Source organism: Ruegeria marina (genome assembly GCF_900101475.1).
Lineage (GTDB): Bacteria > Pseudomonadota > Alphaproteobacteria > Rhodobacterales > Rhodobacteraceae > Ruegeria_B > Ruegeria_B marina.
The window spans coordinates 161,683-175,755 of record NZ_FMZV01000005.1; the positions used below are offsets into that span (position 1 = coordinate 161,683).

Consider the following 14,073-nt stretch of genomic DNA (forward strand, 5'->3'; position numbering starts at 1 on the left):
GCAAGTTCGGTTCAAGGCGGAGACAGGGAGAACGCCATGAAAGACGACAAGGACGCAAACACAGAGGACCGCAAGATCCACCCGACACCCTTGCTGGACGAGCTCGAAGACGGGCCATGGCCCAGTTTCGTCACCGGTATCAAGCGGCTGCGCGACGAAGGATCTGAGGGCAACAAGAAGATCATGAATGACCTTCTGGGTCAGCTCAATCATTCCTACGAGAACCGTATGGGATACTGGAAGGGCGGCACGGTGTCCGTCTTTGGCTATGGCGGCGGGATCATCCCGCGGTTTTCCGAAGTGGCCAGCAAGTTCCCGGAATCAAAGGAATTTCACACCCTGCGTGTGATGCCGCCCGCAGGGTTCCATTATTCCACCGACATCCTGCGCAAGCTCTGTGATATCTGGGAGCGGCACGGGTCCGGCCTGATCGCGTTTCATGGCCAGTCCGGCGACATCATGTTCCAGGGCTGCACCACGGAGAACACCCAGAAGGCCTTTGACGAGCTGAACCAGATCGGTTTCGACCTTGGCGGGGCCGGGCCCGCGTTGCGGACGGCGATGTCCTGTGTGGGCCATGCGCGCTGTGAACAGTCCTGCTTTGACGAGGTGCGCGCCCATCGCACGATCATCAACTCGCTCCTGGACGAGATGCACCGTCCGGCGCTGCCCTACAAGTTCAAGTTCAAGTTCTCGGGCTGTGCCAACGATTGCGTCAACGCCATCCATCGGGCCGATTTCGCGGTGATCGGCACCTGGCGCGACGACATCAAGATCGACCAGGAAAAGGTCAAGGAGCACGTCAGGGAGAAGGGGCGCAAGTACACGATCGACACGGTTGTCTCGATGTGTCCGACGCGGGCCATCTCGCTCAACGATGACGACACACTGGAGATCGACAATCGCTCCTGCGTGCGCTGTATGCATTGCATCAACGTCATGACCAAGGCGCTCAGCCCCGGCGACGATCGCGGTATCTCGATCATGATCGGGGGCAAGCGGGCGCTGAAGATCGGTGACCTGATGGGGATCATGGTGGTGCCCTTCATGAAGCTGGAAACCGACGAGGATTTCGAAAAGCTCGAAGAGTTCGCCCAGAACGTTGTCGAGTTCTTTGCCGACAACGCGCTGGAGCACGAGCGGATCGGCGAGACCATCGACCGGATCGGCCTGCCGGCCTTCCTGGAAGCGCTGGAGATCGAGCCCGACCCGAACATGGTCAATCATCCGCGCACCTCTTGCTATGTGCGCACCGATGATTTCGACGAGGAAGCCGCGAAATGGTTCGACCGGATGGCCGCCGAGAAGGCGGGCAATACGGCGGCCGAGTAAGTCCAGGCCAGGAGGGAGAGAGAGATGACGACCCAGGCAAAGACCCCCCGCGTCCCGGACGAGGTTGGCGTTCCGGACCCGTTCCAGTACATGCACCCGGTGATGAAGGCCAATTATGGCAACTGGGACTGGCACGAACGGCCGCGTCCCGGCGTGCTGCGCCATGTCGCGAAATCGGGCGACGTGATCTATACCGTGCGCGCCGGAACCCAGCGCCAGATGGATGTGTTCACCATCCGCAAGCTGTGCGACATCGGCGACGCTTATGCCGATGGCCATGTGCGGTTCACCACGCGGTCGAACATCGAATTCATGGTGGCGGACGAGGGCAAGGTCGCACCGCTGATCGCCGCGCTGGAGGAGGCCGGATTTCCGGTCGGCGGCACTGGCGCCTCGGTCTCGATGGTCAGCCATACGCAGGGCTGGCTGCATTGCGACATTCCCGGCACCGATGCCTCGGGCGTGGTCAAGGGGCTGATGGACATGCTGCACAAGGAGTTCGTGCAGGAAAGGATGCCCAACCGGCTGCGGATCACCACCAGCTGCTGCCAGATCAACTGCGGCGGGCAGGGGGATATCGCGGTCAACGTGCAGTACACCAAGCCGCCCAAGATCAACCACGATCTGGTCGCCAACGTCTGCGAACGCCCCGCCGTGGTGGCCCGCTGCCCGGTCGCGGCCATTCGCCCGGCGATGGTCAACGGCAAGCCGTCGCTGGAGGTGGACGAGAAGAAATGCGTCTGCTGCGGGGCCTGCTATCCGCCCTGTCCGCCAATGCAGATCAACGGCGCGGATTCGACCAAGATCGCGGTCTGGGTCGGGGGCAAGCATTCGAATGCGCGCTCCAAGCCCACTTTCCACAAGCTGGCGGTCGCCAACCTGCCCAACAACGCGCCGCACTGGCCCGAAGTGAAGGAGGTCGTACGCCGGATCGTCGAAGCCTACAAGCACGACGCCAAGCATTGGGAACGGATGGGCGAGTGGATCGACCGGATCGGTTGGAAACGGTTCTTCGAGATGACCGAACTGGCGTTTACCAAGCACCATCTGGACACGTGGACCGGCGCGCGCAAGACGATGAACATGTCCGCCCATCTGCATTTCTGACGGGAAGGGTTCGGACGTGAAGATCGGAGTAGTCGTCAGCGAAGGGCCCTATACCCACCAGGCCGCCGATACCGCCTATCAGTTCGTGAAGGCGGCGCTGGACAAGGGGCACGAGGTGCCGCGGGTGTTCTTCTACCATGACGGGGTCAATGTCTCGACCCGGTTGTCGGTGCCGCCGCAGGACGAGCGCCATATCCAGAAACAGTGGACGGCGCTCGCCCAGGACCACGGTATCGACCTTGTGGTCTGTATCGCGGCGGCGCAGCGGCGCGGGCTGTTGGACGAGAACGAGGCCAGGCGGCAGGGCAAGGATGCCCACAACATCGCCGAGGGGTTCCGGATCTCGGGTCTTGGGCAGTTGATCGAGATGGGGATCCAGACCGACCGGCTGGTGACGTTCGGGGATTGAGGCAGGGCGATGTCGGATACCAAGAAATTCCTCTACGTGAACCGCAAGCCGCCCTATGGCACCATTTATGCGCTGGAAAGCCTCGAAGTTGTGCTGATCGGCGCGGCGTTCGAGCAGGATGTGTCGCTGGCCTTTCTCGATGACGGGGTGTTCCAGCTGACCCGCGGCCAGAACACCGACGCGATCGGGGTCAAGAACTTCTCTCCGACGTTCCGGGCGCTGGGCGATTACGAGGTGACCAAGCTCTATGTCGAGCGCGAGTCGCTGGAAGCGCGCGGCCTGTCCGAGGGCGATCTGCAAGAGATCACCTATGAGGACGAGGATGATGACTGGGAGGAGAAACCCTCGATCCGCGTCGTCAGCCGGGCCGAGATGGCAAAGATCATGGCCGATCAGGACGTCGTGCTGAGTTTCTAGGGGGGTAGACATGTCAACCTTGCACACCGTGAACAAGTCACCCTTCGGCAACACGGCCCTGTCCAGTTGCCTAGGCCATTGTCTGACCGGCGATGCCGTCCTGTTGATCGAGGATGCTGTCTATGGCGCGCTCGACGGCTCGGCCATGGCGTCCGAGGTCAAGGCCCGGATGGGCGAGGTGGCGCTCTACGTGCTCGAAGGCGATCTCAAGGCGCGCGGCATCGACGCGGGCAAGTTGATCTCGGGGGCGCAGCCCGTCGGATACGACGGTTTCGTCGACCTCGTCACGGAACACGACCGGACGCAGTCCTGGCTTTGAAAGATATGCCCGGCGGTTCCGGGCCTGAACAGGAAGAGGAAAGAACCATGTCATACCAGGTCAACGGCCACACCATCGAACACGATGAAGAGGGCTATATCACCACGCTCAGCGACTGGTCCAAGGAACTGGCTGAAGAGATCGCCAAGACCGAGAATATCGACATGACCAGCGAGCATTGGGAAGTCGTGAATTTCCTGCGCGAGTATTACGACGAGTACCAGATCGCACCGGCCGTTCGGGTGCTGATCAAGGCGATCAAGAAGTCGATGGGCCCGGACAAGGGCAACAACAAGTACATGTACGAGCTGTTCCCCTATGGCCCGGCGAAACAGGCCTGCAAGATCGCCGGTCTGCCCAAGCCGACCGGCTGCGTCTGAGGCAAACAGGCTAACATCGCCCACTGACTGTTCAGGGGGCGCCAAAGGAGCAACCCGCGTGCTGGGAACTGTCTATGCCATCCTGTTCTATGTCGCGACACTGATCCTGCTGATCGGTGTGGTGCGGAAAATCAGGATCTATGCGCGCGTTCCCGCCCCGCTCAAGATACCGACGACGCCCGCGCCGAAAACACGCGGGGGCGTCATCCTGCGGGTGATCCGCGAGGTCGTGTTATTCGAGAGCCTCTACAAGTCGAACAAGTGGATCTGGCTCTTCGGCTGGGTGTTCCACATGGCCTTGTGGCTGGTTCTGGCACGGCACCTGCGGTATTTCACGCAACCGGTCTGGGGCTGGGTCGAGGTCGTGCAGCCCTTGGGCACCTATGCGGGTTTTGCCATGCTGGCAGGTCTGGCCGGGCTTTGGGCGCGGCGCATCCTTGTCGAGCGCATCCGCTATATCTCGAACCCTTCGGACCATCTGATGCTGGCGCTGCTGATGGGCATTGGCGCCTCGGGCGCGATGACGCGCTTTGTCGCCCATACCGATATCGTCGCGGTCAAGGCGTACATGCTGGGGCTGATGCGGTTCCGGGTGGGCGATCTGCCGAACGATCCGACCCTGTTGGTGCATCTGGGCTTGGTGATCGTGTTGATGATCGTGTTTCCGATCTCGAAGCTCCTGCATGCGCCGGGCGTGTTTTTCAGCCCCAGCCGCAACCAGATCGACAACCCGCGCGAGGTGCGCCATGTCGCGCCCTGGGCCGCCAAGATGGAGAATTGAGCCATGCCCGACGGCGATACCCAGGTCCCGGAGCTTGCCTTTCCGCTGGACATTCCCTGTCTGAAACGGGGCGCGATGGAGGGGACGAAACCCTTTGTCGCGCAGGCAGAGCACCAAGCGAAACTGGGCTTTCCCGGCGAGCTGGTGCCGGACTGGAAGGAAAAGGCGCTGGCCAAGATGCAGGAGCTGGCCGAGAAGAACCGCGCCTTTCAGGTCTATCTGGATATCTGCGTGAAATGTGGCGCCTGCACCGACAAGTGCCACTATTTCCTGGGCACCGGCGACCCCAAGAACATGCCGGTGGCGCGGCAGGATCTGCTGCGCTCGGTATATCGGCGCTATTTCACCTTTGCGGGCAAGCATTTCCCCTGGCTGGTGGGCGCGCGCGACCTGACCGAGGAGGTGCTGAACGAGTGGTATTCCTATTACCACCAGTGTTCGGAATGCCGCCGCTGCTCGGTCTTTTGCCCCTATGGGATCGACACGGCCGAGATCACCATGGCGGCGCGCGAGATCCTCGACAGCGTCGGGGTAGGGCAGAAATATTCCAACGAGATCATCGGCAAGGTCAAGGATATCGGCAACAACCTTGGTCTCAACCCCAAGGCGCTGAGGGCGACGCTGGAGGATCTGGAAGAGGATATCGAGGACGATACCGGCGTCTCGGTGCGCCTGCCGCTGGATGAAAAGGGCGCCGATATCCTGCTGGTCACGCCCTCGGCCGATTTCTTTGCCGAGCCGCATATCGAAGGGCTGATCGGCTATGCCAAGGTGTTCCACGAGGCGGGCGTCAGCTGGACGCTGAGTTCCTATGCCTCCGAGGCCGCCAATTTCGGCCTGTTCATCGGGTCGTATGAGAACATGCGCGAGATCAGCCTGCGTATCCGCAAGGCGGCGCAGGACCTGGGCGTCAAGCGGATCATCTTTGGCGAATGTGGTCATGCCTGGCGGGTGGCCTATTCCTTCCTGAACACGCTGGCGGGTCCTTGGGATTTCCTCGACCAATCCTATCCGGTGCCGCAGCACATCCTGGAATTCACCTGGGACGAGATTCAGAAGGGGACGCTGACGCTCGATCCCAGCCGCAACGACCATATCCGGCTGACCTATCACGACAGCTGTAACGTCGCCCGCGCGAGCGGCATGGGCGACTATCCCGGCGGCCAGTTCGAGATCCCGCGCAATGTCATCCGGGCGGTCTGCAACAATTTCTTCGACATGGAGCCCGACACGATCCGCGAGGCCACGCTTTGCTGTGGCGGCGGGGGCGGGCTGTTGACCGACGATCTCTTGGACCTGCGGATCAAGGGGTCGGCGCCACGAATGAAGGCCTTGCAGAACGTGACCGAAGAACACGGGGTGACCCACATGGCCGCGATCTGCGCCATCTGCAAGACGCAGTTCGGAAAGGTCATGCCGAAATACGGCTACGAGATGGACGCGATCCTTTCGGTCCATCAGCTGGTGTCGAACGCCATCATCCTGACCGGTCAGGAGGGCGAGGACGAGGACGAGGCGGAAGACGCCTGAGACGAAGGCGAACGGGAGGAGGACGAGATGAAGGACCACGAAGACCAGGCGCTGACCTTCCGCCGGTTTCAGGAAGGTGAGACCGCATCGGACTGGGATCTGGAGGAAAAGATCTTCAACGCCGATCGCTCGCACAAATGCCCGACCTATGTGCACAAGACGCCCCCCTGTCAGGGGTCGTGCCCGTCGGGACACGAAATTCGCGGCTGGCTGGCCATTGCGCGCGGCATGGACAAGCCCCCGGTCGAGGGGATGGAATGGCAGGAATACGCCTTTCACCGCATGGCGGCCGCCAACCCGTTTCCGGCGACCATGGGGCGGGTTTGTCCGGCCCCGTGCGAGGCCGGGTGCAACCGCAACGAGGTGGACGATTTCGTTGGCATCAACGCGGTCGAGCAATATGTGGGCGACTGGGCGAATGCCAACGGGGTCAAGCACGCGGCACCGGGGGCGGATACCGGCAAGTCCGTTGCGGTGATCGGCGGCGGGCCTGCGGGGTTGTCAGCGGCCTATTTCCTGCGGCTCGACGGGCATGCTGTCACGCTGTTCGAGGCCAATGACAAGCTGGGCGGCATGATGCGCTATGGCATTCCGGGCTACCGGACCCCGCGCGACATGCTGGACACCGAGATCAACCGCATTCTCGATCTCGGTATCGAGGTCCGGGTGAACACCCGCGTGGGCACCGATATCCCGATGGAGGAACTGGAGGCGTCTTACGACGCGATCTTCTGGGCGATGGGTGCGCAATCGGGCCGTCCGCTGCCGATCCCCGGCTGGGAAGGGACCGAGAATTGCATCAACGGGATCGAATTCCTCGACGCGTTCAACCAGGGTTATGTGCTGGGCACCGCGCGCCGGGTGGTGGTGGTCGGCGGCGGCGATACCTCGATCGACGTGGCCTCGGTCGCGCGGCGTCTGGGCCACATCACCAAGGACTACCTGCCCGAGCGCAACGATGGCGCGCTGATCGACTTTACCAGCCATGATGTCGCCTCGTCGCTGACGCGCGAGGGGATGCAGGCGACGTTGACCTCTCTGTTCCCGGTCGAGAAGATGACCGCCGCCGAACGCGAACGCGAGGATGCCAAGCGGGAAGGGATAGAGATCAGGGGCGGTGTGATGCCGCTGGAGGTGATCCTGAAAGACGGCAAGGCCGTGGGTCTGCGGATGTGCGAGTGCCAGATGAAGGGCAATGTGCCCGAACCGGTCGAAGGCACCGAGTTCGTACTGGAGGCCGATATCATCATCGCGGCCATTGGTCAGATGGGCGACCTGACCGGGGTCGAGGCGCTGGACAACGGGCGCGGGTTCATCGATATCGCCGGGGGCTATCAGGTCAAGGGACGGGACAAGCATTTTGCCGGCGGCGATATCGTGCGGCCGCATCTGCTGACCACTGCGATCGGGCAGGGCCGTATCGCCGCCGACGCGATCACCGATTTCCTCGACGATGGTGAGATTGCGCGCCGTCCCAAGGTGGATGTGCATCACTTCGACCTGCTGGCGGAACTGCACCAGCGGGGCAAGACCCCATCGCCTTACGATCACATGCAGGCGCGCGGCACGAATACGGCGAACTATGCGATCCACAATTACGAGGATCGGTCCAGCTCGCAGATCATCCCGCATACCGAGCTGTTCAAGGGGCATTTCAAATATGTCGGGCGCGAGCACCGCGAAGAAATCCACATTGCCGCCGATGCGGTCCTGGGCAATTTCGAAGAGCGCATCGTCGGTCTGACCGAGGCACAGGCGCAGAAGGAGGGCGAGCGCTGCATGTCCTGCGGCATGTGCTTTGAATGCGACAATTGCGTGATCTACTGCCCGCAGGACGCGGTGTTCCGCGTCAAGAAATCCGACCGTACCGTCGGGCGCTATGTCGATACCGATTATACCCGCTGCATCGGCTGTCACATCTGCGCCGATGTCTGCCCGACCGGCTATATCAAGATGGGGCTTGGAGAGTGAGAATGCGCGCGTCGCTGCTGATCGCCGGATTGATCGCGATGCTGGCCTCGGCGGTCTGGGCCGGTGAGGGGCAGGGCGGTTATGGTCCTGCGATCCCCGAGGCGACGGGTGAGGCGCATCCCGAAGGCAATGATTACATGCGGCGCTGGCACATGAGCATGATGCGGCATGACCGCGACGTGACCATGTACGAGGGCAAGCGGGAGCAGAACGCCTCGCTCGGCGGGTGTTTCGAGTGCCATGCGACCAAGGACGAGGCCGGCACGCCGGTGACCTATGCCGACGAGCGGCATTTCTGCCGCAGCTGCCATGACTATGTCGCGGTCAGGGTCGATTGCTTTGACTGTCATCGCTCGACGCCCGAAGGGGTCGAGGAACCGCCCGCCCATGCGGCGCTGGGCGGGGTTTTGTCCCCGGCACTTGGAGCGGATGTGGGCGCGCTGGTGGCCTATCTCGGGGCGCGGGAGGCGGGGCAATGAGCTGCGGTGCCAAGAAAGATGTCTCGCGCCGGGATTTCCTGAGAAGCGGCGCGGCACTGGCGACGATGCAGCTTGCCCCCGGTGTGACCTTGATGGCCTTTGGCGGCAGCGAGGCGCAAGCCGCTGCCGATGCTGGCAAACGCTGGGGTCTGTTGATCGACGCGTCGAAATGCGCGCCCGATTGCAATGCCTGCATCACCGCCTGTCAGGACGAGAACGGCTGGAAGGGCAGCGGCCATGCCGAGACCGATGTGCAATGGATCCGCAAGGTCACCCTGAAGGACAAGAGCAGCGGCCGGGAAACCAGCCTGCCGGTGATGTGCCAGCATTGCGAAAGCCCGCCCTGCGTCGATGTCTGCCCGACCGGCGCCTCGTTCAAGCGCAAGGACGGCATCGTGCTGGTCGACAAGCATATCTGTATCGGCTGCCGCTATTGCATGATGGCCTGCCCGTTCAAGGCGCGCTCCTTTGTGCATGAGCCTGTCACCAATCAGAAGACCCACGCCCCGCGCGGGATCGGAACGGTGGAAAGCTGCACCCTGTGCGTGCATCGCGTCGATGCCGGGCGCATTCCCGCCTGTGTCGAGGCCTGCGCGGCGGCCGGCCACGGCGCCATGGTTTTCGGCGACCTGCTTGACCCGGACAGCGATATCTCGCGCCGCCTTGCCGAGTACCCCTCGGTGGCCCTGCGCCCCGATCTCGATCTGAATCCGGGCGTCCGCTACAGGGAGATCTGAGCCATGGCGATTGACCGGACATTGTACAGGGAGGTTCCCGCAACGCGGGCCGTATGGAGCGCGGGCCTGGTGCTGGGCGCATTTCTGGCGGCGGGTCTGGCGGCCTTTCTCCATGTCGAGCACAACGGTCATGTCGTGACCGGCATGAGCAACCAGATCGTCTGGGGGATGCCGCATGTGTTTGCAATCTTCCTGATCGTGGCGGCCTCGGGGGCGCTGAACGTGGCGTCGATGGCAAGCGTCTTTGACAATGCGGCGTACAAGCCCCTGTCGCGATTGTCGGGCGTGCTGGCGATCTCGTTGCTGGCGGGGGGGCTTCTGGTCCTGGTGCTCGATCTGGGGCGCCCGGACCGATTGCTGGTGCAACTCACCCATTTCAACTTCCGCTCGATCTTTACCTGGAACATCCTGCTCTATTCCGGGTTCGTTGCGGTGGTGGCCGTCTATCTCTGGGTCCAGATGGACCGGACCGTGCATCCCCGGTGGACCAGGCCGGTCGGGACATTGGCCTTTGTCTGGCGACTGGCGCTCACGACCGGTACGGGCTCGATCTTTGGCTGGCTGGTGGCGCGGCCGGGTTATGACGCGGCGATCATGGCGCCCCTGTTCATCGCCATGTCCCTTGCGCTGGGGCTGGCGGTCTATGTCGTTGTTTTACAGGCGCTTTGCGCCCTCAGCGGACGTGTCCTGGGGCCGGAACGGATTGCCGGCATGATCCGGCTGCTCGGTCTTTTCGTCGCCGTGGTGCTGTATTTCACCCTGGTCCAGCACCTGACCAACCTCTACGCGGCGGAACACGCAGGGTTCGAACGCTTCATCCTGCGGGACGGCGGGGTCTATACCGGGCTGTTCTGGGGCGTACAGGTTTTCCTTGGCGGGCTGGTTCCGCTGATGATGATCTATTCCGGCCGGGTGAACCGACCGGGCCTGGCGGCCCTGGTGTGCGGTCTCGTGATCCTTGGCGGGTTGGGCCAGATCTATGTCATCGTCATCGGTGGGCAGGCCTATCCGATGGAGTTGTTCCCCGGTTACGCGGTGACGTCCGGCTTTTTCGATGGCGAAATCGCCGCTTATTCCCCCAGACTGCCGGAAATCCTGTTGGGGCTGGGGGGCGTGGCCTTTGCGTTGCTTGCAACGGGGGTGGCCGCCAAGATCCTGCGTATCCTTCCGTCGAACCTGTCCGATACCAATCCGGTTACAAAGGTCTGAGCCGATGTTGCTGGATCCGATGGCGCCGCACCCGTTTTCCCGCTTCGTTGCCATCCTGGGGCGCGGCAAGACGAAGCAACGGCATCTGACCCATGACGAGGCGCTGGATGCGATGCGCATGATCCTGGACCGGCAGGTGTTGCCCGAACAGATCGGGGCATTCCTGATGTTGCTTCGCCTGAAGGAGGAATCTCCCGACGAAATCGCCGGCTTTGCCCGGGCCGCCCGCGAAAGGCTGGATTTGCCCGAGACTCTGCCACAGGTCGATCTCGACTGGTCCTCCTACGCGGGCAAGCGCATCCAGTTGCCCTGGTTCGTGTTGTCGGTGATGACCCTGGTCAGCCGGGGGAGCCGCGTCGTGATGCATGGGACCGAAGGGCATACACCGGGCCGGGTATATACACGCGGGGTGATCGAGATGCTGGGCATGCCGGTGGCTTCCAGCCTGTGCGAGGCCGCGGCTCAGGTCGAGACGCGCGGCTTCACCTATATCCCGCTTGAGGTGATGAGCCCGGTTCTGCGCCACCTGATCGAATTGCGCCCGGTCTTCGGCCTGCGCTCGCCGGTGCATTCCTTTACCCGGATGATCAACCCGTTCAATGCACCAGCCATGATGCAGGGGATATTTCATCGCGGCTTCATGGACATTCATTCCGGTGCGGCGCGTATCCTGGGCCAGCCGCATGCGGCGGTGTTCCGTGGAGAGGGCGGCGAGATCGAACGGCGCCCGAACAAGCCGACGCAGGTCTGGACAACGCATGGAGCCGCCGAGCCGATTGTCGAAACCTGGCCCGCGCTTCTCGGCGAGGCGCATCAGCCTGCCGACACGGAAATGGAGCCGCATCGCCTGTTTGCCGTCTGGAGCGGCGATGAGTCGGACGCCTATGCCGAGGCTTCGATCATTGGCACGCTGGCGCTCACCTTACGGACCATGGGGCGTGCCGGCGCGATGGCGGAAGCCGACGAAATGGCAGCCGACATGTGGCAGGCGCGCGACCGGACATTCCTGCGGGGGCCGCTGTGACCGTGCCCCGCCTCATGATTTCGGCGGCCCACAAGTCGTCGGGCAAATCGGTTGTGTCCGCGGGGCTGGCCGCGGCGTTCGGGCGGCGTGGCGAAACGGTTTCGGTCTTCAAGAAGGGACCTGACTACATAGACCCCATGTGGCTTTCCCGCGCGGCCGGACGCGCAGCCTACAATCTCGATTTCAACACCATGTCCCGGCCAGAAATCCTTCGGCTCTTTGCGGCAAAATCCGCTGGCAGCGATCTGGCTTTGATCGAGGCCAACAAGGGGCTTTACGACGGGTTCGACCCGGAGGGAAAAGACTGCAATGCCGCGCTTGCGCATCTTCTTGGCGCCCCTGTGGTGCTTGTGATCGACGCCAGGGGAATGACCCGCGGCATCGCCCCTTTGTTGCAGGGCTACGTCGGCTTCGATCATGGGTTGGAAATCGCCGGCGTCATCCTGAACCGAACGGGTGGAACGCGCCATGAACGCAAACTTCGGCAGGCCGTCGAAAGCTACACCGATCTCGATGTCCTGGGAGCAATCCGGGAGACCCCGGAACTCGATATCTCCGAACGTCACCTTGGGCTGACGGTGCCGGCCGAGCTTTCGGGTGTGGAGGAGTTTCTTGAGGGGGCTGCGCGCATCATCGCAAGTTCGGTCGATCTTGACCGCGTATCGGGTGCTGCCAAGCGCATCGGCAAACTGAAGCTTGCTGACGCTCAAGCGGCAGATTTGCGCGGTGTCGGTGCGGGCCTGAAGATCGGCATCGCGCGGGATGCGGCTTTCGGGTTCTACTATCCGGATGATCTGGAAGCCTTCGAAGCGCTTGGCGCCCAGCTTGTCCCCATCGACATGCTTCGTGATCCCGGGCTTCCGGAAATCGATGGCTTGTTCATCGGGGGCGGTTTTCCTGAAACGCAGATGGGCGCCTTGTCGGCGAATGTCGCGATGCGCAGGTCGGTCAGAGAAGCACTGGAGTGTGGTTTGCCCGCCTATGCGGAATGTGGCGGGCTCATGTATCTGTGCCGTTCCATAAGCTGGCGGGACGAGACCCGCCCGATGGTTGGATTTATTGAGGCCGACGCGGTGATGCATGCGCGGCCGCAGGGCAGGGGCTATGTGCGGTTTGCTGCCACGAACACCGCGCTCTGGTCAGCGGGTGCGGCAGAGACGAAAGCGCATGAGTTTCACTATGCCAGCCTCGAAAACATGACATCCGGCCGGTTCGCGCGCCGTATCCTGCGCGGTCGGGGCATCGACGGCACACACGATGGGGTGGTCAAGTCAAACACCACCGCGGGTTTCATTCACTTGCGAAATACCGCGGCGACACCTTGGGTTGCCCGGTTTCTCGGTTTCGTCGCGGCTTGCCGTGAAACGAAAATCCCCGCGCCATCGGCGCGGGGATCGGCCTGAACACACTTTCTCAGGCGCGTTTGATCTCGAACCGGTAGATGTCGCCTTCGCTGCTCGAACTCATGAGTTCATTGCCGGTCTGCTTGCAGAAGGCCGCGAAATCTGCGACCGATCCCGGATCGGTCGCGCGCACTTCCAGAATCTGCCCCGCGCTCATGCCTTTGAGCGCTTTCTTGGCCTTGATAATCGGCAGGGGGCAGTTCAGCCCTTCCGCGTTGAGTGTCTGGTCCGCCAATCGTATTCCTCCCTTTGGACTGCTGTCTTGTCAGATGAACAGGTTGATATCCGAGCGAAGCGCCTTTTCCATGTAAGTCGCGGCCCCGCCGATCTCCATTTCGTCGATCATGTCCTTGCGGTCATACTCGAAAAGGTCGAGCGTCATCTGGCATCCAATCATCTTGACCTCGGACTCGATTGCCGCCTCGCGAAGCTCCTCGATCGAGGCGACGCCCTTCTTCTTGATCAGGTTCTTCATCATCTTGCCGGCCGCGGCGCCGACGCCAGGCACCATCCCGATCATGTTCGGCATCGGCATGTGCATGCCCATCATCGGCATTTCCATCGCCGGATTGCCGAGCGTGGTGAATTTCAGGTTCAAGTCCTTCTTCAGCAAGGTCAGTCCGTAGAAGGTGAAGAACATGGTGACTTCGACATCCATCGCGGCGGCGGTCGTGCCCAGGATGAAGGGCGGGTAGGCCCAGTCCAGAGATCCCTTGGTCACGATGATCGACATGCTCTTGGCATTGTCGAGGTTCTGTGTGTCAAGCATGCGTTCCTCCCTAATCCCGCTGCCTGACCTAGAATAGCATTCATATAGCTGAATGTATATGTTTTCCTGCTTTGCGATCGGACCCTGCGCAAAGCGCGCCGAAAGCTGCAACAAATCGTTTGGGATGAAAGCCGGGAAAACTTTCGGCCTGCCCCGGCACATCCGCGCATGCGCATCACCCGGCCGCCACATCGGCTCTGTCAACT

Annotated in this window: 16 protein-coding genes; 14 read left to right on the top strand and 2 right to left on the bottom strand. The window is 62.2% G+C overall.

Annotated elements, in window-relative coordinates; all coding sequences use genetic code 11:
• Positions 1-36 precede the first annotated feature (36 nt).
• Genes dsrA through BLT75_RS09285 form a run of 14 tightly spaced genes read left to right on the top strand, consistent with a single transcriptional unit; the run spans position 37 to position 13,098 of the window.
• Positions 37-1,332, top strand: a complete 1,296-nt coding sequence (dsrA, locus tag BLT75_RS09220) for a dissimilatory-type sulfite reductase subunit alpha (protein ID WP_093030029.1) — start codon at positions 37-39, stop codon at positions 1,330-1,332.
• A gap of 24 nt (positions 1,333-1,356) precedes the next feature.
• Entirely contained in the window at positions 1,357-2,439 is a 1,083-nt protein-coding gene (gene dsrB, locus BLT75_RS09225; RefSeq protein ID WP_093030031.1) for a dissimilatory-type sulfite reductase subunit beta, read from the top strand.
• A 16-nt stretch (positions 2,440-2,455) separates the two neighbouring features.
• Positions 2,456-2,848: a sulfurtransferase complex subunit TusD gene (gene tusD, locus BLT75_RS09230; RefSeq protein ID WP_093030033.1), complete on the top strand. Its 393-nt coding sequence runs from the start codon at positions 2,456-2,458 to the stop codon at positions 2,846-2,848.
• Between the two features lie 9 nt (positions 2,849-2,857).
• Positions 2,858-3,265 carry a sulfurtransferase complex subunit TusC gene (gene tusC / locus BLT75_RS09235; protein WP_093030035.1) on the top strand — a complete coding sequence of 136 codons (408 nt, stop codon included), beginning with the start codon at positions 2,858-2,860 and terminating at the stop codon, positions 3,263-3,265.
• Positions 3,266-3,275: 10 nt separating this feature from the next.
• Positions 3,276-3,584, top strand: a complete 309-nt coding sequence (gene tusB, locus BLT75_RS09240) for a sulfurtransferase complex subunit TusB (RefSeq protein ID WP_093030037.1) — start codon at positions 3,276-3,278, stop codon at positions 3,582-3,584.
• A gap of 47 nt (positions 3,585-3,631) precedes the next feature.
• Complete coding sequence (locus BLT75_RS09245; RefSeq protein WP_093030529.1) at positions 3,632-3,964, top strand: TusE/DsrC/DsvC family sulfur relay protein; 333 nt, start codon at positions 3,632-3,634, stop codon at positions 3,962-3,964.
• A gap of 58 nt (positions 3,965-4,022) precedes the next feature.
• Positions 4,023-4,745 carry a respiratory nitrate reductase subunit gamma gene (locus BLT75_RS09250; protein WP_218128864.1) on the top strand — a complete coding sequence of 241 codons (723 nt, stop codon included), beginning with the start codon at positions 4,023-4,025 and terminating at the stop codon, positions 4,743-4,745.
• Positions 4,746-4,748: 3 nt separating this feature from the next.
• Positions 4,749-6,275: a sulfate reduction electron transfer complex DsrMKJOP subunit DsrK gene (dsrK, locus tag BLT75_RS09255; RefSeq protein ID WP_093030040.1), complete on the top strand. Its 1,527-nt coding sequence runs from the start codon at positions 4,749-4,751 to the stop codon at positions 6,273-6,275.
• 27 nt (positions 6,276-6,302) lie between these two features.
• A complete protein-coding gene (locus BLT75_RS09260; RefSeq protein ID WP_093030042.1) occupies positions 6,303-8,246 on the top strand; it encodes an NAD(P)-binding protein in 1,944 nt (647 codons plus the stop codon).
• Between the two features lie 2 nt (positions 8,247-8,248).
• On the top strand, positions 8,249-8,725 hold the full coding sequence (locus BLT75_RS09265; protein ID WP_093030044.1) for a hypothetical protein: 477 nt from the start codon (positions 8,249-8,251) through the stop codon (positions 8,723-8,725).
• Complete coding sequence (gene dsrO, locus BLT75_RS09270; RefSeq protein WP_093030046.1) at positions 8,722-9,462, top strand: sulfate reduction electron transfer complex DsrMKJOP subunit DsrO; 741 nt, start codon at positions 8,722-8,724, stop codon at positions 9,460-9,462. Before BLT75_RS09265 ends, dsrO begins: the two co-directional genes overlap by 4 nt.
• Positions 9,463-9,465: 3 nt before the next feature.
• Entirely contained in the window at positions 9,466-10,671 is a 1,206-nt protein-coding gene (gene nrfD / locus BLT75_RS09275) for an NrfD/PsrC family molybdoenzyme membrane anchor subunit (RefSeq protein WP_093030048.1), read from the top strand.
• A 4-nt stretch (positions 10,672-10,675) separates the two neighbouring features.
• Complete coding sequence (locus tag BLT75_RS09280; protein ID WP_093030051.1) at positions 10,676-11,695, top strand: glycosyl transferase family protein; 1,020 nt, start codon at positions 10,676-10,678, stop codon at positions 11,693-11,695.
• Positions 11,692-13,098, top strand: coding sequence for a cobyrinic acid a,c-diamide synthase CobB (locus BLT75_RS09285; RefSeq protein ID WP_218128866.1), 1,407 nt, complete (start codon positions 11,692-11,694; stop codon positions 13,096-13,098). Before BLT75_RS09280 ends, BLT75_RS09285 begins: the two co-directional genes overlap by 4 nt.
• Positions 13,099-13,108: 10 nt before the next feature.
• Here BLT75_RS09285 and BLT75_RS09290 read toward each other — a convergent pair whose 3' ends face one another.
• Positions 13,109-13,333 carry a sulfurtransferase TusA family protein gene (locus BLT75_RS09290; RefSeq protein ID WP_245706439.1) on the bottom strand — a complete coding sequence of 75 codons (225 nt, stop codon included), beginning with the start codon at positions 13,331-13,333 and terminating at the stop codon, positions 13,109-13,111.
• 30 nt (positions 13,334-13,363) lie between these two features.
• Positions 13,364-13,867, bottom strand: coding sequence for a sulfur carrier protein DsrE2 (gene dsrE2 / locus BLT75_RS09295; RefSeq protein ID WP_093030055.1), 504 nt, complete (start codon positions 13,865-13,867; stop codon positions 13,364-13,366).
• Between the last annotated feature and the right edge of the window lie 206 nt (positions 13,868-14,073).